This window comes from Pseudomonas sp. NFACC10-1 (assembly GCF_900119195.1).
In the GTDB taxonomy this organism is placed as follows: domain Bacteria; phylum Pseudomonadota; class Gammaproteobacteria; order Pseudomonadales; family Pseudomonadaceae; genus Aquipseudomonas; species Aquipseudomonas cerasi.
In genome coordinates, this window is record NZ_FPJB01000006.1 from 194,005 (window position 1) to 214,320 (window position 20,316).

The following is a 20,316-nucleotide window of genomic DNA, read 5'->3' on the forward strand; positions in this document are numbered from 1 at the left end:
ATACGTTTATCCAAAGTAAGCGCTTGGTAAAGCCGCTTTGCTTGTAACGTAACTGTGCTTATTGTTCAGCCTTCTGAACAAACCCCCACCTGTAATGGTTGATTTATTCATGCAATTGTCTGGCTCCCGTAAATCCCGTCGCTGGTTGATCAGTTTGTTGGTCCTGTTGGTCATTGTTGCCTTGTGCTGGTGGTTCTGGCCTGCGTCCACTGCCGGCAAGGGGGCCGAGAGCAACAAGAAGCCGGCTGCAAGCGGCATGGCACGACCTGGCTTCGGCGGATCGGCTGTCGCGGTCCCGGTGCGTGTGGCCCCGGCTACCGAAGGTGATTTTCCGATCTACTACAAGGCGCTTGGCACCGTGACGGCAATGAACACCATCAATGTGCGCAGTCGCGTGGCGGGGGAGCTGGTCAAGCTTTATTTCCAGGAAGGGCAGATGGTCAAGGCCGGTGATCTGCTGGCTGAAATCGATCCGCGCAGCTATCAGGTGGCGTTGCAGCAGGCCGAAGGTACGCTGGCCACTAACCAGGCGCTGCTCAAGAATGCTCAGCTCGATGTGCAGCGTTACCGAGGCTTGTTTGCCGAGGACAGCATCGCCAAGCAGACCCTCGACACTGCCGAGTCGCTGGTCAATCAATACAAGGGCACGATCAAGACCAATCAGGCTGCTGTGGCTGACGCAAAACTGAGCCTGGACTTCACTCGCATCCGTGCCCCGATTGCCGGGCGTGTCGGCCTCAAACAGCTGGACGTGGGCAATCTGGTTGCCGCCAACGACACCACTGCACTGGTGGTGATTACCCAGACCCAGCCCATATCCGTGGCGTTCACGCTGCCTGAAAAGGACCTGTCGAAAGTCATTTCCCGCTACCGCACCGGCGACAAGCTGCCCGTTGAAGCCTGGGACCGTGGCGATACGAAGATGCAGGCCAGCGGCGTACTGGCCAGCCTCGACAACCAGATCGACGTGGCCACCGGCACACTGAAGTTCAAGGCGCGTTTCGATAACAGTGACGAGGTCCTGTTCCCCAATCAGTTCGTCAATGTACGGCTGCGCGCCGACACGCTGAAAAAAGTCACGCTCGTACCGACTGCGGCGGTGCAGTTCGGCACCGACGGGACCTTTGTCTATGTGCTGGACGGTGACAAGAAGGTCAAACTCAAGCTGCTGAAGACCGGCCCGAGCGACGAGACATCCACGGTGATTACCGAAGGTCTGGCAGCCGGCGAGCGGGTGGTGCTCGAAGGTACCGACCGCCTGCGCGACGGTGCCGAAGTCGAAGTCGTCAACGACAGCAAGGAAGTGCCGGCCGGCCCGGCTCAGAAGCTGCAAGGCAAGCCTGACAGCAAGACCGACAAGTCGGCGGCGCTCGGCAAGGTGGAAAAACCAAGCGTATGAACATGTCACGCCTGTTCATCCTGCGTCCGGTTGCCACCACGCTGAGTATGTTGGCAATCGTCCTGGCGGGTCTGATCGCCTATACCTTGCTGCCTGTTTCGGCGTTGCCCCAGGTCGATTATCCGACCATCCGGGTGATGACCCTGTACCCGGGCGCCAGCCCGCAGGTGATGACCAGCTCCGTGACTGCGCCTCTTGAACGTCAATTCGGACAGATGCCCGGCCTGACCCAGATGGCCTCGACCAGTTCTGGCGGTGCGTCGGTCATTACGTTGCGCTTCAGCCTTGAAATCAATATGGATGTCGCCGAGCAACAGGTGCAGGCGGCGATCAACGCGGCCACCAACCTGCTGCCGACCGATCTGCCGGCGCCTCCGGTCTACAACAAGGTCAACCCGGCCGACACACCGGTTCTGACCCTGGCGATCACCTCGAAAACCATGTTGTTGCCCAAGCTCAATGATCTGGTCGATACGCGCATGGCGCAGAAGATCTCGCAGATCAGCGGTGTGGGCATGGTCAGCATTGCCGGCGGGCAGCGGCAGGCGGTACGGATCAAGGTCAACCCGGAGGCGCTGGCCGCCAACAGTCTCAACCTGTCCGATGTACGTACCCTGATCAGCGCCTCCAACGTCAACCAGCCGAAGGGCAATTTCGACGGGCCGACCCGGGTTTCGATGCTGGATGCCAACGATCAGCTGAAGTCTCCGGAGGAGTACGCCAACCTGATTCTGGCTTACAAGGATGGCGCACCCTTGCGCCTGAAGGATGTGGCCGAAATCGTCAATGGTGCCGAAAACGAGCGGCTCGCGGCCTGGGCCAACCGGAGCCAGGCGGTGCTGCTCAACATTCAGCGTCAGCCGGGCGCCAACGTCATTGAGGTGGTCGACCGGATCAAGGCGTTGCTGCCGTCGATCACCGAAAACCTTCCGGCAGGGCTCGACGTCGTGGTCCTGACGGACCGTACGCAGACCATCCGTGCGTCGGTGACCGATGTTCAGCACGAACTGCTGATCGCGATCGTCCTGGTGGTGCTGGTCACCTTCCTGTTCCTGCGTCGTTTCAGCGCGACGATCATTCCGTCTATCGCCGTCCCACTGTCGCTGGTAGGCACGTTCGGCGTGATGTACCTGGCCGGTTTTTCGGTCAACAACCTGACGCTGATGGCCATGACCATTGCGACCGGTTTCGTCGTCGATGACGCCATCGTCATGCTGGAAAACATCTCCCGACACATCGAAGAGGGCGAGACGCCCTTGCAGGCCGCACTCAAGGGCGCGAAGCAGATCGGTTTCACCCTGATTTCCCTGACCCTGTCGCTGATTGCGGTATTGATCCCGCTGTTGTTCATGGCCGACGTGGTCGGGCGGCTGTTCCGCGAGTTCGCGATTACCCTGGCGGTCGCGATATTGATATCGCTGGTGGTCTCGCTGACCCTGACGCCCATGATGTGCGCGCGCTTGCTCAAGCGCGAGCCCAGGGAAGAAGAGCAGAGCCGTTTTTACCGGGCCAGCGGTGCCTGGATCGACTGGCTGATCGACATCTACGCGGGCAGACTGCGCTGGGTGCTCAAGCATCAGCCACTGACCCTGCTGGTTGCCGTGGCCACCCTGGCCTTGACTGTGTTGCTTTACATCGTCGTACCCAAAGGCTTTTTTCCGGTGCAGGACACCGGAGTGATTCAGGGTATTTCGGAAGCGCCGCAGTCGGTGTCGTTCGCAGCGATGAGCCAGCGTCAGCAGGCACTTGCCGACATCATTCTCAAGGACCCGGCAGTGGTCAGTCTGTCGTCCTACATCGGTGTCGACGGTGACAACGCCACGCTCAACAGTGGGCGCCTGTTGATCAACCTCAAGCCTCACGGAGCGCGCGACCTGACCGCGTCCGAGGTGATCCAGCGCCTGCAACCCGAGGTCGACAAGCTGTCGGATATCCGCCTGTTCATGCAGCCGGTGCAGGACCTGACCATTGAAGACCGCGTCAGTCGCACCCAGTATCAATTCAGCATGTCGTCGCCCGACGCCGAGCTGCTGACGCTGTGGAGCGAAAAACTGGTAGACGCGCTCGGCAAGCGGCCCGAGCTGACGGATGTGGCCAGCGACCTGCAGGATAAAGGTTTGCAGGTGTACCTGAACATCGATCGTGATGCGGCCAGCCGGGTCGGGGTCACGGTGGCGAACATTACCGAAGCGCTGTACGACGCATTCGGTCAGCGCCAGATATCCACCATCTACACGCAGGCCAGCCAGTACCGCGTGGTGCTGCAGGCTGCGTCGGGCAGTGAACTCGGCCCGGCGGCGCTCGAGCAGATCCACGTCAAGACCACCGATGGCGCGCAGGTGAAGCTATCCAGCCTGGCAAGTGTCGAGCAGCGCCAGGCACAGTTGGCCATCGCCCACCTCGGGCAGTTTCCGGCGGTGATGATGTCGTTCAACCTGGCGCCCGATATTGCCTTGGGCAAGGCGGTGAAGGTGATCGAGGAGGTCGAGCAGGAGATCGGCATGCCGATCGGCGTGCAGACTCAGTTCCAGGGCGCTGCCGAAGCGTTTCAGGCTTCGTTGTCCAGCACGTTGCTGCTGATTCTGGCGGCGGTGGTCACCATGTACATCGTGCTGGGCGTGCTCTACGAGAGCTACATTCACCCGATCACCATCCTCTCGACCCTGCCGTCGGCCGCAGTGGGGGCCTTGTTGGCTCTGCTGATCAGCGGCAACGATCTGGGGATGATCGCGATCATCGGCATCATTCTATTGATCGGCATCGTCAAGAAGAACGCAATCATGATGATCGACTTCGCGCTCGACGCGGAGCGCAACCGCGGTGTTGCGCCCGAGCAGGCGATCTACGACGCGGCACTGTTGCGCTTCCGGCCGATTCTCATGACCACCCTGGCCGCATTGTTCGGCGCCATCCCGCTAATGCTCGCCAGTGGCTCCGGCGCCGAATTGCGGCAACCACTGGGGCTGGTGATGGTTGGCGGACTGTTGCTCAGTCAGGTGCTGACACTGTTCACAACGCCGGTCATCTACCTGTATTTCGACCGCCTTGGCCGTCTCTGGAGTCGCAAACCGGCTGACCCGGACCGACTGGAACGGGCTGACGCATGAACCTCTCAGCGCCGTTCATCAGTCGCCCCGTTGCGACCGTTCTGCTAAGCCTGGCGATCATGCTGCTGGGCGCGGTGAGCTTTCGCTTGTTGCCGGTGGCACCGTTGCCGAACATGGATTTCCCGGTGATTGTGGTCTCGGCCAGCCTCGCCGGTGCCAGTCCGGAAGTGATGGCGTCCACGGTGGCAACGCCGCTGGAGCGATCGCTGGGCAGTATTGCCGGTGTCAACACCATGACCAGCAATTCAAGCCAGGGCACCACGCGGATCATTCTGCAGTTCGATCTGAATCGCGACATCAACGGCGCCGCGCGGGAAGTGCAGGCGGCGATCAATGCCTCACGCAATCTGCTGCCCAGCGGTATGCGCAGTATGCCGACCTACAAGAAGGTCAACCCGTCCCAGGCGCCGATCATGGTCTTGTCGATGACGTCGACGGTGCTGGAAAAGGGCCAGCTTTACGACCTGGCGTCCACCATCCTGTCACAGAGCCTGTCACAGGTTTCCGGGGTCGGCGAAGTGCAGATCGGCGGCAGCTCGCTGCCTGCTGTGCGTATCGAACTGGAGCCGCAGATGCTCTCCCAGTACGGTGTATCGCTGGACGACGTACGCACTGCCATCACTGGCACCAACGTACGACGGCCGAAGGGGTTTGTGGAGGACGACCAGCATAACTGGCAGGTGCAGGCCAACGACCAGCTGGAAACCGCCGAGGATTATGCGCCGCTGATCATTCGCTACAAGGACGGAGCGACCTTGCGCCTGAAGGACGTGGCGAAAGTCAGCGATGCCGTGGAAGACCGTTACAACAGCGGGTTCTACAACAATGACCGTGCCGTGCTGCTGGTCGTCAACCGCCAGGCGGGCGCCAACATCATTGAAACCGTGGCGCAGATCAAGGCGCAGTTGCCGGCGCTGCGAGCGGTGCTGCCGGCCAGTGTCAGTCTCAATATCGCGATGGACCGCTCGCCGGTGATCAAGGCGACGCTGCACGAAGCCGAAATGACCCTACTGATTGCCGTGGTGCTGGTGGTGATGGTGGTGTTCCTGTTCCTCGGCAGTTTTCGCGCCTCGCTGATCCCCACCCTGGCGGTTCCGGTATCGCTGGTCGGCACCTTTGCGATCATGCACCTGTTCGGCTTCTCCCTGAACAACCTGTCACTGATGGCGTTGATCCTCGCGACCGGTCTGGTGGTGGACGATGCCATCGTTGTGCTGGAAAACATATCCCGGCATATTCACAACGGCCTCGACCCCATGAAAGCGGCTTTTCTGGGCGCCAAGGAGGTGGGGTTCACCTTGCTGTCGATGAACGTCTCGCTGGTCGCGGTGTTCATTTCCATCCTGTTCATGGGCGGTCTGGTCGAAAGTCTGTTTCGCGAGTTTTCCATCACCTTGTCGGTAGCGATCATCGTCTCGCTGATTGTGTCCCTGACCCTGACGCCGATGTTGTGCGCGCGCTGGTTAAAGCCACGCGAAGCCCATGGGGAAAACGCCTTTCAGCGCTGGAGCGAGCGGGTCAACGATCGAATGGTGGCAGGCTACGACCGCTCGCTGGGCTGGGTGATGCGGCATCGACGGCTGACGCTGCTCAGCCTGCTGGTTACGGTGGTGGTCAATATCGCGCTGTATGTGGTGGTGCCCAAGACCTTTCTGCCGCAGCAGGACACCGGGCAACTGATGGGTTTTGTTCGCGGTGACGACGGTCTTTCGTTTTCGGTCATGCAGCCGAAAATGGAGACCTTCCGCCTGTCGATTCTCGCTGACCCTGCGGTGGAAAGCGTTGCCGGTTTTATCGGTGGCAGCGGTGGCACCAATAACGCCTTCATGATCGTGCGCCTCAAGCCGATTGCCGAGCGCAAGCTGTCTGCCGAGAAAGTGGTCGAGCGCCTGCGCAAGAACATGCCGCATGTGCCGGGCGGCAGGTTGTTCCTGGCCCCGGATCAGGACCTGCAACTGGGCGGCGGTCGCGAGCAGACCAGTTCACAGTATCAATACATCGTGCAGAGCGCTGATCTGGGCAGTCTGCGTCTGTGGTACCCCAAGATTGTCGCAGCGCTCAAGTCGGTGCCCGAGCTGACCGCCATCGACGCACGGGAAGGGCGCGGGGCACAACAGGTGACCCTGGTGGTCAACCGTGACACGGCCAAGCGACTGGGTATCGATATGAACATGGTCACGGCGGTGCTCAACAACGCTTACAGCCAGCGCCAGGTATCGACCATCTATGACAGCCTCAACCAGTACAAGGTGGTGATGGAGGTCAATCCAAAATACGCCCAGGACCCGGTGACGCTGGAGCAGGTTCAGGTCATTACCGCAGACGGGCAGCGTGTACCGCTATCGAGCATCGCCCATTACGAGCGCAGCCTGGCCAATGACCGGGTATCGCATGACGGTCAGTTCGCGGCCGAGAACATCTCCTTCGATCTGGCCGAAGGGGCCAGCCTCGACAAGGCCACCGTGGCGATAGAACGGGCGATTGCCGCCATCGGGCTGCCATCCGACATCATTTCCAAGATGGCCGGGACCGCCAACGCCTTCGCTTCCACGCAGAAGAGTCAGCCGTGGATGATCCTCGGTGCGTTGCTGGCGGTGTACCTGGTGCTGGGTATCCTCTATGAGAGCTACATTCATCCGCTGACGATCCTCTCGACGCTCCCGTCCGCAGGCGTTGGCGCATTGCTGACGATCTATGTGCTGGGCAGCGAATTCAGCCTGATTTCCCTGTTGGGGCTGTTCCTGCTGATTGGCGTGGTGAAGAAAAACGCGATCATGATGATCGACCTTGCCCTGCATCTGGAGCGCGAACAGGGAATGACGCCGCAAGAGTCGATTCGCAGCGCCTGCCTGCAGCGCCTGCGGCCCATTCTGATGACCACGATGGCCGCCATCCTGGGTGCCTTGCCGCTGCTGCTGAGTACCGCCGAAGGTGCCGAAATGCGCAAGCCGCTGGGTTTGACCATCATTGGTGGCCTGATCTTCAGCCAGGTCCTGACCCTCTATACCACCCCGGTGGTTTACCTTTATCTCGACCGTCTGCGCCATCGTTACAACAAATGGCGTGGCGTGCGCACCGATGCTGCTCTGGAAACTCCGCTATGACCGAACGCCTGGCATTCACCTCCCGCCCGACAGGGCTGATTCGTCCATTCGCGCTGGGGCTTTGCGTCGTGCTGCTCAGCGCCTGCGCTGTGGGTCCGGATTACCAGAAGCCGTCGATGGCCGCGCCCGCGCAGTTCAAGGCTGCGCAGGGCTGGCGTGCGGCCACGCCAAGTGACGGGATGGCCAAAGGTGCATGGTGGGAGGTGTACAAGGACCCGCAGTTGAACGCTCTGGTCGAGCGCCTCAACACCTCCAACCAGACAGTCGCCCAGTACGACGCGCAGTATCGACAGGCACAGACACTGGTGCGCAGCTCCAGGGCTGCCTTCCTGCCGACCCTCGACCTGACGACCGGCAAGACGCGCTCGGGGCAGGGCACTGGCACCTCGAACACCGGCACCAGTGCCTCGGGGATTCGCAACAGTTACAACGCGCAGTTGGGCGTCAGTTGGGAGGCCGACGTCTGGGGCAAGCTGCGTCGTGGGCTGGAAGCCGACACCGCCAATGCGCAGGCGAGTCTTGCCGACCTGGCGGCGATGCGCCTGAGCCTGCAATCGGAACTGGTGCAGAATTACCTGCAATTGCGCGTGATCGATGAACAGAAACGCCTGCTGGAGTCCACAGTGGATGCCTACCAGCGCTCCCTGACCCTGACGCAGAACCAGTACCGCGCCGGTATTTCCGGAAGTGATGCTGTTGCGCAGGCACAGACGCAACTGAAAAGTACCCAGGCCGATCTGATTGACCTGGCCTGGCAACGGGCGCAATACGAGAATGCCATCGCCGTACTGATGGGCATGGCGCCGGCAGACTTCAATCTGCCCGTCACCACTTCAATTCCGCAGTTGCCGCAAATCCCGCCAGGCCTGCCTTCGCAGTTACTCGAGCGCCGCCCTGACATTGCCGCAGCCGAGCGCTCGGTAATGGGCGCCAATGCCAACATCGGCGTGGCCAAGGCGGCTTATTATCCGGACTTCACGCTGAGCATGAGCGGCGGTTACAGCAGCAGTACCTTTGCCAACTGGATCAGCCTGCCCAACCGCTTCTGGTCGGTGGGCCCGCAGTTGGCGCTGACCCTGTTCGACGGCGGAAAACGTTCGGCCGAGGTCGATCGCACCGAAGCGGTGTATGACCAGACTGTCGCCCAGTACCGGCAGACCGTGCTGAACGGCTTCCAGGAGGTCGAAAACTATCTGGTTCAGCTCAAGGTATACGAGCAGGAAGCGGCGGTACGCCAGGAAGCGCTGGTCTCGGCTCGTGACTCGCTGCGCCTGACCAACAATCAATACAAGGCCGGGTTGATCGGTTACCTGGACGTCGTCAATGTCCAAGCCACCGCATTGAGCAACGAGCGCAGTGTGCTCAGCGTGCTGCAAAGCCGTTTGATTGCCAGCGTTCAATTGATCGCCGCACTGGGCGGGGGCTGGAATGCCGAGACAGGCCTGACGCTCCGGGAGTAAATATTTCGGGTTCAAACACACTTTTTCAGTGAGCTGTTCGCAGTAATCGGAAAAATAATAGCTATTCGCCATCTTTGCGACCAAGTGCCGCGACATTCTGCCGCGAATGCGTACAATCACCCGCACAAGATCGGCATGGACGCGCTCATTGGTTTCCAGGTGCGTTTATGTTGATTGGCAGTTACATCCCTTCACTCGTCGTAATCTCGATTCTCGTCGCTATTCTTGCTGCGTACACGGCCCTCGATCTGGTTGGCCGCATCGTCTCGGCAAGAGGCCGTGCCGTTCACGTATGGATCGCGGGAGGCGCGATCGCGATGGGCGTCGGTACCTGGTCAACGCATTTCATCGGTATGCTGGCGTTCGTATTGCCCATCAACCTTGGCTATGACGTGCCACTGGTGCTGCTTTCGCTGTTGATCGCCATCGGCTTTTCAGGGTTCGCCCTGTGGCTCGCCACCCAGCCGCGATTGCCCGCCCTGCAAATGAGCCTTGGGTCGTTGTTGCTGGGGCTTGGCATCAGCGCCATGCACTACACCGGCATGGCGGCCATGCGCATGCAGCCGGGGATTCAATACACGCCGTGGCTGTTGGTACTTTCGTTGGTGATCGCTGTCGCTGCGTCCGCGGCAGCACTGCGAATAGCCTTCCATCTTCGCCAGCGACGCCCCAGGGTCTACCTCCTACGCGCCTCGGCGGCACTGTTGCTTGGGCTGGCTGTCATTGGCATGCATTACACCGGTATGGCCGCTGCGAATTTTGCTGATGGCAGCTTTTGCGGGGCGCTGCCGCAGGGGCTGAGCAGCAACGGGCTGGACAGATTCGTGCTGGTCGCCAGCCTGTCGATTCTGGGGATTGCGCTGTTCAGCTGCATTCTCGATTCTCACCTGGAAACACGTACCGCGGTTCTGGCCGATTCCCTGACTGAAGCCAATCTGGAACTGACCCACTTGGCCCTGCATGACAACCTGACCGGTTTGCCAAACCGTGCGTTGTTGACGGAGCGCATTGATCGGGCAATGAAGAGGGCCAATGAGACGGGTGGGTGCTTTGCATTGATGTTCATGGACCTCGATGGCTTCAAACCGGTCAACGATGCATTCGGCCACCACACCGGCGACCTGCTGTTGCGGCAGGTCGCCTTGCGTCTTCGCAACAGCCTGCAGCGGCGTGACACGCTGGCAAGAGTCGGCGGCGATGAGTTCGTCCTGCTGGTGGAGCTTCAACACCCTGAGGATGCATTGGCCGTTGCCAGACGACAGGTCAACGAAGTCGGCAACCCGTTCACCATTGGTGAACATCAGTTGCAGATTTCACTGAGCATCGGCATCTGCATCTACCCGGGCAATGGCAGCACCCAGCATGAGCTTCTGATCAATGCCGACGCCGCTATGTACCACACCAAGGCTGCCGGCAAGAACGGCTACAGCTTTTTCGATGCGTCGATGAACAGTAACGCCCGCAATCAGCTGCAAATGTCGCAGGATTTGCACAAGGCGATCAAGCATCGACAGTTCTGTATCTATTACCAGCCCAAGTTCGATGCCATGACCGGACTGCCCGTAGGGGCAGAGGCGTTGTTGCGCTGGAACCATCCGGAACAGGGGATCCTCGCTCCCGACCTGTTCATCGCCATGGCAGAGAAAACCGGTCTGATCATTCAGATCGGCGAGTGGGTCCTGGATGAAGCCTGTCGGCAAATGCGTGAGTGGTACGCGCAGGGTTACTCGCACTGGCGCATTGCAGTCAACCTGTCAGCCTTGCAGTTCTGTCATTCCGGGCTGGTCACGGCAGTGGCGGACACACTGGCGCGGCATCAGTTACCGGCCAACTGCCTGACCCTGGAAATCACCGAAACCACTGCCATGCATGATGCGGATGCCAGCCTGGCGGTGTTGAGAAGGCTTTCGGAAATGGGTGTGGACCTGTCGATCGATGATTTTGGCACCGGTTACTCCAGCCTGATGTACCTGAAGCGATTGCCTGCCAATGAAATCAAGATTGATCGAGGCTTCGTCCGCGATCTGGAGCATGACACCGACGACGCTGCCATTGTTTCGGCCATCGTGGCGGTAGGGCAGGCGCTGAATCTGCGGATAGTCGCCGAGGGCGTCGAAACCGCCGTTCAGCAGCGTTTCCTGACTCATTTGGGGTGCCACTCGCTGCAGGGCTTCCTGCTGGGTTATCCGTTGCCGGCCCAGCAGTTTCTCGAAGAAATCCATGCTGCTGAGGCAAAAGCTGCGGTGGATGAGTCCGATACCGGGCAATCCGATTTCTGAAACGCACAGATGGCGCTGGACGGTAAAGGCTGGCACGATCTGAACCGGCTGGTTAACCTGCGAGGGTTGGCTGGATCCTGATGTCGGCCTTTAAAAAAACACGAGACACTCCATGGAAAAAGTCCTCATTATCACCGGTGGTTCGCGCGGGATCGGCGCTGCCACGGCGCGTCTGGCCGCCTCACAGGGTTATCGGATCTGCATCAATTACCTGTCGGATCATGCCGCCGCCGAAAAGACCGCAGTCCAGGTAAGGGCGATGGGCGCCAGAGCGATCACCGTGCAAGCCGACGTCAGCAACGAAGATGAGATCATGCGGCTGTTTGCCCGGGTCGACGCCGAACTCGGTCGAGTCACTCATCTGGTCAACAATGCGGGCACCCTGGCGCAGGCTTCCAGAGTCGAGGACATGTCGGAATTTCGCATGTTGAAGATGATGATGAACAACGTCGTCGGCCCGATGCTGTGCAGCAAACACGCCTTGTTGCGCATGTTGCCGGCACACGGGGGGCACGGCGGCAGCATCGTCAACGTATCCTCGCTCGCGGCGCGCCTCGGCTCGGCAGGCGAGTACGTCGACTATGCGGCATCCAAAGGAGCACTGGACACCTTCACTATCGGACTCTCCAAAGAGGTCGCGGCGGAAAACGTGCGCGTCAACGCAGTACGTCCGGGTTTCATCTTCACCGACTTTCACGCCCTGAGCGGCGATCCGTGCCGCGTCAGCAAGCTTGAGGGTGCATTGCCCATGGGCCGTGGCGGTACCGCGGAGGAAGTGGCCGAGGCCATTCTCTGGTTGCTGTCGGACAATGCGTCGTATACGACGGGAACGTTCATCGATGTAGCGGGAGGGCGCTGAAGGTGTCCATGCTCGGACAGACGCCTTCAGATCCCGTTTACTGACTCGTCACACCGTAACCGGTGGCGCATTGGCAGGCGGGTCGCCGACTGGTGTTTCATTGGGTGGTGGCGTGGATGGCGGTGGCTCCTGTTCGGGGATTGGCTCGGGCAGGGCGGGGTCATCGATGTTTGGATCGGGTACTTCTACCGGATTGGGTAGGGTCATGGTTGCAGCCTCCTTGTCGACCCTGTTTACGACCGCCCGGCAGGGCCGATGATTCAATTGATTTGCTTCCCGCTACAGTCGCCTCGTTGATCCGCTCGATGGCTGCTTCATCTCTGCGCACGACCACCAAACATCCTCAAAACCTTTGAACTTTACCCTCGTTGACCGCTCGGAACCTAGGCAGCGGAAATAGACGAGTCGCCAGCACAGTGCGATCGTACGCTGCCATACCGTCAATTTTTCCATTGCATGGAATGCACAGGAGCGTCCCTGGGGCGTGAGGAGTGATGCTCGATGAATGAACAGCCATACGGTCCGGATTCCCTGGCCACCGATGTCCCGCAAGCAACCCTTCCGCTGTCACTGACCCAGGCGCTGCAATTACCCCGCATCGTGATCGAAGACACGTTGCCGGTGATCGACGGTGGCCTGTTTGCGGCCAAGGCGATCATCGGGCAACCGGTTACCGTGACCAGCAAGGTCTATGCCGATGGGCACGACAAAATGGCGGTGAATATCCGCTGGCGTGCTGCCGATGAAGAACACTGGCACAGCGCGCCAATGCGCGAACTGGGCAATGACAGCTGGGTTGGTGAATTCACCCCGACCTCCGTAAGCCGTCATGTGTTTCGCCTCGAAGCCTGGATCGATCAGTTCGGCAGCTACCGCTATGAACTGGAAAAGAAGTTCGGCGCTGGCGTTCCTGTCGATCTGGAGCTGGAAGAGGGCCGCATTCATCTGGTCCACGCCGCCGAGCGCAGCCAGAACGAACAGCGCCAGCAGATCGAAAGTCTGCTGGGTCAGCTTGAACAGGGCGATAAAGACGAGAAAGTAGCGCTACTGTTGCACAGCGAAACCGCCAGCCTGATGAAGCTGGCCGACAATCAGGCCTTCCTGAGCCGCAGCGTCGAGTTCCCGCTTGATGTCGAGCGTGAGCTAGCACAGTTTGCCAGCTGGTACGAGCTGTTTCCCCGTTCGATGACCGACGATCCGGCGCGCCACGGCACATTCAACGACGTCCATTCGCGTCTGCCGATCATTCGCGACATGGGCTTCGACGTGCTGTATTTCCCGCCGATTCATCCTATCGGCCGTGCCCACCGCAAGGGGCCGAACAACTCCCTGACCGCCGGACCTGATGATCCGGGCAGCCCGTATGCAATTGGCAGCGGGGATGGCGGCCATGAAGCCATTCACCCACAGCTGGGCAGCCGTGAAGATTTCCGTAATCTCGTGAAAGCTGCAGCCGACCATGGTCTGGAAATCGCGCTGGATTTCGCCATTCAGTGTTCCCAGGATCACCCGTGGCTCAAGCAGCATCCGGGCTGGTTCTCGTGGCGTCCGGACGGCACGATCCGTTATGCGGAAAACCCGCCGAAAAAGTATCAGGACATCGTCAACGTCGATTTCTACGCACCAGACGCCATCCCCGGCCTGTGGACGGAGTTGCGCGACATCGTTCTGGGCTGGGTCAACGAAGGGGTGAAAATCTTCCGCGTCGACAACCCGCACACCAAACCGCTGCCGTTCTGGCAGTGGATGATCGGCGAAGTGCGCAGTCAGCACCCTGAGGTGATGTTCCTGGCCGAAGCCTTTACCAAGCCGGCAATGATGGCACGCCTGGGCAAGGTCGGTTACAGCCAGAGCTACACCTATTTCACCTGGCGCAACACCAAGGCGGAACTCTCTGAGTATTTCACTCAGCTCAATGAAGTCCCGTGGCGTGATTGCTATCGCCCGAATTTCTTCGTCAACACGCCCGATATCAACCCGCGCTTCCTGCATGAGTCCGGTCGCCCTGGGTTTCTGATCCGGGCGGCACTGGCCACTATGGGCTCCGGACTGTGGGGCATGTATTCGGGGTTCGAGCTGTGCGAAGCGGCACCAATCCCTGGCAAGGAAGAGTATCTGGACTCGGAGAAGTATGAGATTCGGGTTCGCGATTACGCGGCGCCGGGCAACATCATTGCCGAGATCGCTCAGCTCAACCGTATTCGTCGGCAGAACCCTGCGCTGCAAACGCACCTGGGGCTGAAGCTGTATAACGCGTGGAATGACAACATCCTGTATTTCGGCAAGCGCTCTGCGGATGGCAGCAACTTCATTCTGGTTGCCGTCAACCTTGACCCGTACAACGCACAGGAAGCGGATTTCGAGTTGCCGCTGTGGGAAATGGGTCTGCCGGATGACGCCGCTACGTCGGGTGAAGACCTGATGACAGGGCACCGCTGGACCTGGTATGGCAAGTATCAGCACACGCGTCTCGATCCAGCTCAACCGTTTGGAATCTGGCGTATCCAGGCCGCGCAATAACACTCCCGAGGAGTCAATAATGGCCAAAAAGCCCGGTGACGCGACATTTATCAAAGACCCGCTCTGGTACAAGGATGCGGTGATTTATCAGGTTCACGTGAAATCGTTCTTTGATTCCAACAACGACGGAATCGGCGATTTCGCGGGCTTGATCGAAAAGCTCGACTACATTGCCGCGCTGGGCGTCAACACCATCTGGTTGTTGCCGTTTTATCCGTCGCCGCGCCGGGACGATGGCTACGACATTTCCGAATACCGCGATGTGCACAGCGACTACGGCACCATGGCCGACGCCAAGCGTTTCATCGCCCAGGCACACAAGCGCGGCCTGCGAGTGATCAGCGAGCTGGTCATCAACCACACGTCCGATCAGCATCCATGGTTTCAGAAAGCCCGCAATGCAAAGCCCGGTTCCAAGGCGCGGGATTTCTATGTGTGGTCGGACACTGATCAGAAGTACGACGGTACGCGGATCATTTTTCTCGATACCGAGACGTCCAACTGGACCTGGGACCCGGTTGCCGGCCAGTACTTCTGGCACCGTTTCTACTCGCACCAGCCGGACCTGAACTTCGACAACCCGCACGTGCTGGATGCGGTACTGGAAGTCATGCGCTTCTGGCTGGATCTGGGCATTGACGGCTTGCGTCTGGATGCCATTCCGTACCTCATCGAACGGGACGGCACCAACAACGAGAACCTGCCGGAAACCCATCAGGTGCTCAAGCGCATCCGTGCCGAGATCGACGCTAATTATCCTGACCGCATGCTGCTGGCCGAGGCCAACCAATGGCCGGAAGACACCCAACTGTATTTTGGCGACAGCAAAGGCCCGGATGGCGATGAATGCCACATGGCTTTTCACTTTCCGTTGATGCCGCGCATGTACATGGCGCTGGCTCAGGAAGATCGTTTTCCGATCACCGATATCTTGCGGCAGACGCCGGAGATTCCAGAAAACTGCCAGTGGGCAATTTTCCTGCGCAACCACGATGAACTGACCCTGGAAATGGTCACTGATCGTGAGCGTGATTATCTGTGGAATTACTACGCCGCCGACCGCCGTGCACGGATCAACCTGGGCATCCGTCGGCGCCTGGCGCCGTTGGTGGATCGCGACCGCCGTCGGGTCGAGCTGCTCAACAGCATGTTGTTGTCGATGCCCGGCACACCGACGCTGTATTACGGCGACGAGATCGGCATGGGCGATAACATCTACCTGGGCGACCGGGACGGTGTGCGCACGCCCATGCAGTGGTCCATCGACCGCAACGGGGGCTTTTCGCGCGCCGACCCGGCCAGTCTGGTGTTGCCACCGATCATGGACCCGATGTACGGATTCCAGTCGGTCAACGTCGAAATCCAGGAACGTGATCCGCATTCTCTGCTGAACTGGAACCGGCGCATGCTCGCCGTGCGTAAACAGCAGAAGGCATTCGGGCGTGGCACGTTGAAAATGCTCTCGCCGTCGAACCGCCGCATTCTTGCCTATACCCGCGAATACACAGCGCCTGACGGACACAGTGAAGTTGTGCTGTGTGTCGCCAACGTTTCCAGCGCTGCCCAGGCTGCAGAGCTTGAGCTGTCTGCCTATGCAGGCACGGTGCCGGTGGAAATGCTCGGCGGCAGCGCATTCCCGCCTATCGGCCAGTTAAGCTACCTGCTGACGCTGCCGCCGTACGGCTTTTACTGGTTTTTACTGGCTTCGGAGAATCAAATGCCCAGTTGGCACGTTGAACCCGCGCAGAGCATGCCGGACTTCCCGACCCTGGTGCTCAAGAAGCGTCTGGAAGAGTTGCTCGAAGAGCCACTGCGCAGCACCATGGAAAACACCTCGCTGGCGGTTTACCTGCCCAAACGACGCTGGTTCGCGGGCAAGGACAAGGCGATCGAGCAGGTCAGCATTGCCTACGCCGTGCGCTTCGGCGACGAAGCGAATCCGGTATTGCTCAGTGAAATAGAAGTCACCGCAGGCGGGCAGACCGATCGCTATCAATTGCCGTTCGGCTTGCTGGCCGAAGACGACATCAGCAGTGCATTGCCGCAGCAGCTGGCGCTCGCCCGAGTACGTCGCAACCGCGATGTCGGGTTGATCACGGATGCATTCACTCTGGAAACCTTCATCCGTGCCGTGATTCAGGGCATGCAGTCGGATACCGTCATACCCTGTGCCGACGGCGAGTTGCGTTTTGAGCAAAGCTCGCAGCTGGCGCCCCTCGGCCTGAACGCCGAGTCGGAAGTGCGCTACCTGTCTGCCGAGCAATCGAACAGTTCAGTGGTGGTGGGCAGCAGCCTGGTGCTCAAGCTGATTCGCAAAGTCAGTGCCGGGACGCACCCCGAGCTGGAAATGGGCGCATTCCTGACTCATGCCGGCTTCAAGAACATTTCACCGCTGCTGGGTTCTCTGGTACGCGTCGGCAAGGACGGTCAGCCCAACCTGCTGATGATCGCCCAAGGCTACCTGAGCAATCAGGGCGATGCGTGGGAATGGACCCAGAACAATCTCGAGCGTGCGGTACGCGACGAGCTGGCACATGGTGTTTCCGGCCAGGAACAGCACTACAACGCGTTGCTCGAACTCGCGGACTTCTCGCGCAGTCTTGGCCAGCGCCTGGGTGAGATGCATCAGATTCTGGCATCGCCCACCGACAATGCCGACTTTGCCGTTGAGGTCACTAGCAGTCAGGACAGCAAGGCCTCGGGTGCCAGCGTCAACGCTCAGCTCGAGCGCGCCTTGCAGTTGCTGGAGCAGCGCATGGGCGAGCTGGAGCCGGACGATCAGCAACTGGTCAAAGACTTGCTCGCGCAGCGCAAGCAGATCCGTCAGCGCGTCGAAGGCCTGGCCAAGCGCTCGGCCGGTGGCCTGCGCATACGTGTGCATGGCGATCTGCATCTGGGGCAGGTACTGGTGGTCAAGGGCGATGCCTACCTGATCGATTTCGAGGGCGAGCCGGCCCGCGCACTCGAAGAGCGCCGTGCCAAGCACAGCCCGTTCAAGGATGTCAGCGGTGTCCTGCGCTCCTTCGACTACGCTGCGGCGATGGCTGTACGCAGTGCGCAGAGCGTAGACACGTCTCCCGAGGCTGCCGGCGCGCGCAAACGTGTTGCCGATACCTACCTGGCGCAGGCGCGAGAAACCTTCATCGAAGGTTATCGCTCGGCGACCACCGGCATTGCCCATGCCTGGAAAGATGCGAAAGGGGAGGACGCTGCACTCGAGCTGTTCACCCTTGAAAAAGCTGCTTATGAAGTGATCTACGAAGCCGAGAACCGTCCAGCGTGGCTGGCCGTTCCCTTGCAAGGCTTGCGTGGACTGCTGCAACCGTCTGATGGAGAGTCAATATGAATGCGCCTGACAAAACCGGCACGCGCCGCCGCGCGATTCCCGCTGCTGTGGACCTCGACGCGCTGATCCGTGCTGAACATCGTGATCCGTTCTCTGTCCTCGGCCCGCATGGCGATGGCGGCAGCGGGCAGTTCGTTCGCGCCTATCTGCCCGCAGCCTTGAGTGTGCGCTTGCTGGCCAGAGATGACGGTCGTGAACTGGGCGAGATGGAAATGAGCGAAGTGCCGGGGTTTTTCGTCGGCCACCTTGAGCACCCGCAGCCTTACTTGCTGAAAATCAACTGGGCCGGTGGTGAACAGATCACCGAAGACCCTTACAGTTTTGGCCCGCTGCTGGGCGAGATGGACCTTTACCTGTTTGCCGAGGGTAATCATCGCGACCTGAGCAGCTGTCTGGGCGCACAAGTCACCCGCGTCGATGGCGTGGACGGTGTGCGTTTTGCGGTCTGGGCGCCCAATGCGCGTCGTGTTTCTGTCGTTGGCAGCTTCAACAGTTGGGATGGCCGTCGCCATCCGATGCGCATGCGCCACCCGACCGGCGTATGGGAGATTTTCGTCCCGCGTCTGCAGCCAGGTGAGCTCTACAAGTACGAGATTCTCGGCGCTCACGGCATTCTGCCGCTGAAAAGCGACCCGATGGCCCTGGCCACCACGTTGCCGCCTGACACCTCGTCGAAGATCTCTGCGCCGCTGCAATTCCAGTGGAATGACCAGGAGTGGCTGCAATCAAGGGCAGGCCGTCACCAAGTGACTGCACCCTTGTCGATCTACGAGTTGCACGCAGGCTCCTGGCAGATGGAGCAGGTCGACGACAATCAATGGCGGCAGTACAACTGGCGTGAACTGGCTGACCGCCTGATTCCTTACGTCAAGGAACTTGGCTTCACGCACATCGAGCTGATGCCGATCATGGAGCACCCGTTCGGTGGTTCGTGGGGCTATCAGTTGCTGGCCCAGTTCGCGCCAACTGCCCGCTACGGTTCGCCGGAAGATTTCGCCTTCTTCGTCGATGCCTGCCACCGGGCTGAGATCGGCGTCATTCTTGACTGGGTTCCCGCGCATTTTCCGACCGATACCCACGGTCTGGCGCAGTTCGACGGCACTTGCCTGTATGAGTACGCGGACCCCAAGGAAGGCTTCCATCAGGACTGGAACACCCTGATCTACAACCTGGGGCGCACTGAGGTTCACGGCTTCATGCTGGCCTCGGCATTGCACTGGCTCAAGCATTACCACATCGACGGTCTGCGCGTGGATGCAGTGGCGTCGATGCTGTACCGCGACTATTCGCGTAATGCGGGCGAATGGGTGCCGAATCGCTTCGGCGGCCGCGAAAATCTCGAGGCCATCGACTTCCTGCGTCATTTGAACGACGTGGTTGCGCTGGAAGCCCCCGGGACCATGGTGATTGCCGAAGAGTCGACGGCGTGGCCGGGCGTCAGCGAGCCGACCCAGCAGGGTGGGCTTGGCTTCAATTACAAGTGGAACATGGGCTGGATGCATGACTCGCTGCAGTACATGGAAGAGGACCCGATCAACCGCGGGCATCACCATGGCAAGCTGAGCTTCAGCCTGGTGTATGCGTGGTCCGAGCGTTTTGTACTGCCTATTTCCCACGACGAAGTGGTGCACGGCAAACATTCGCTGATCGACAAGATGCCGGGTGATCGCTGGCAGAAATTCGCCAACCTGCGCGCGTATCTGTCTTTCATGTGGACGCATCCCGGCAAGAAGCTGCTGTTCATGGGCTGCGAATTCGGCCAATGGCGCGAGTGGAACCACGACAGGGAGCTGGACTGGTACTTGATGCAATACGCCGAGCACGTGGGCGTGAAGAATCTGGTCGGCGATCTGAACCGCCTCTATCGAGACGAAAAGGCGCTGCACGAGCGCGATGCAGACCCTGCCGGCTTCCAGTGGCTGGTCGGCGATGACAGTGCCAACAGCGTGTTTGCCTACCTGCGCTGGAGCAACGAGGGTGAACCGCTGCTGGTGGTCGCCAACATGACCCCGGTGCCGCGCCTGGACTACCGTCTCGGCGCGCCGATGCGAGGTGCCTGGACGGAGCTGTTGAACAGTGATGCGGAAACCTACGCAGGCTCCAACTTTGGCAATGGTGGCGAGGTCATGACTGAAGCCGAGCCGGCGCATGGGATGGAAGATTCGCTGGTGCTGAATCTGCCACCACTTGCGGTGTTGATCCTCAAACCGAAGAAAGACTGACCAAGGCGCGTCCCCGCGTT

The 20,316-nt window shown here is 60.0% G+C and carries 10 protein-coding genes; 9 read left to right on the top strand and 1 reads right to left on the bottom strand.

Annotation, left to right across the window (positions count from 1 at the left end; translation table 11 throughout):
- The first annotated feature begins 94 nt into the window (after positions 1-94).
- The 6 genes from BT119_RS18310 (at position 95) to BT119_RS18335 (ending at position 12,208) form a co-directional block, all read left to right on the top strand.
- Entirely contained in the window at positions 95-1,399 is a 1,305-nt protein-coding gene (locus BT119_RS18310) for an MdtA/MuxA family multidrug efflux RND transporter periplasmic adaptor subunit (RefSeq protein WP_054081468.1), read from the top strand.
- Positions 1,396-4,506, top strand: coding sequence for an MdtB/MuxB family multidrug efflux RND transporter permease subunit (locus BT119_RS18315; protein WP_072366548.1), 3,111 nt, complete (start codon positions 1,396-1,398; stop codon positions 4,504-4,506). Before BT119_RS18310 ends, BT119_RS18315 begins: the two co-directional genes overlap by 4 nt.
- Positions 4,503-7,610, top strand: a complete 3,108-nt coding sequence (locus BT119_RS18320) for an efflux RND transporter permease subunit (protein ID WP_003369446.1) — start codon at positions 4,503-4,505, stop codon at positions 7,608-7,610. The genes BT119_RS18315 and BT119_RS18320 overlap by 4 nt, the downstream gene beginning before the upstream one ends.
- On the top strand, positions 7,607-9,070 hold the full coding sequence (locus BT119_RS18325; RefSeq protein ID WP_003369448.1) for an efflux transporter outer membrane subunit: 1,464 nt from the start codon (positions 7,607-7,609) through the stop codon (positions 9,068-9,070). The genes BT119_RS18320 and BT119_RS18325 overlap by 4 nt, the downstream gene beginning before the upstream one ends.
- A gap of 167 nt (positions 9,071-9,237) precedes the next feature.
- Positions 9,238-11,349, top strand: coding sequence for a putative bifunctional diguanylate cyclase/phosphodiesterase (locus tag BT119_RS18330; protein WP_054081466.1), 2,112 nt, complete (start codon positions 9,238-9,240; stop codon positions 11,347-11,349).
- Positions 11,350-11,461: 112 nt separating this feature from the next.
- Positions 11,462-12,208, top strand: coding sequence for an SDR family oxidoreductase (locus BT119_RS18335; protein ID WP_072366550.1), 747 nt, complete (start codon positions 11,462-11,464; stop codon positions 12,206-12,208).
- A 48-nt stretch (positions 12,209-12,256) separates the two neighbouring features.
- Here the strand turns inward: BT119_RS18335 and BT119_RS18340 are convergent, their stop codons facing one another.
- Positions 12,257-12,415 carry a hypothetical protein gene (locus BT119_RS18340; RefSeq protein WP_072366551.1) on the bottom strand — a complete coding sequence of 53 codons (159 nt, stop codon included), beginning with the start codon at positions 12,413-12,415 and terminating at the stop codon, positions 12,257-12,259.
- Between the two features lie 294 nt (positions 12,416-12,709).
- Between BT119_RS18340 and BT119_RS18345 the strand changes: the two genes are divergently transcribed.
- From BT119_RS18345 to glgB, 3 genes are read left to right on the top strand one after another with little or no spacing between them, the layout of a single operon-like run.
- The gene (locus tag BT119_RS18345) at positions 12,710-14,728 is read left to right on the top strand and encodes an alpha-1,4-glucan--maltose-1-phosphate maltosyltransferase (protein WP_003434101.1); all 2,019 of its coding nucleotides are present in this window, start codon (positions 12,710-12,712) and stop codon (positions 14,726-14,728) included.
- A gap of 19 nt (positions 14,729-14,747) precedes the next feature.
- A complete protein-coding gene (gene treS / locus BT119_RS18350; protein WP_003434099.1) occupies positions 14,748-18,074 on the top strand; it encodes a maltose alpha-D-glucosyltransferase in 3,327 nt (1,108 codons plus the stop codon).
- Positions 18,071-20,296: a 1,4-alpha-glucan branching protein GlgB gene (glgB, locus tag BT119_RS18355; RefSeq protein ID WP_003434097.1), complete on the top strand. Its 2,226-nt coding sequence runs from the start codon at positions 18,071-18,073 to the stop codon at positions 20,294-20,296. The genes treS and glgB overlap by 4 nt, the downstream gene beginning before the upstream one ends.
- The last annotated feature ends 20 nt before the right edge of the window (positions 20,297-20,316 follow it).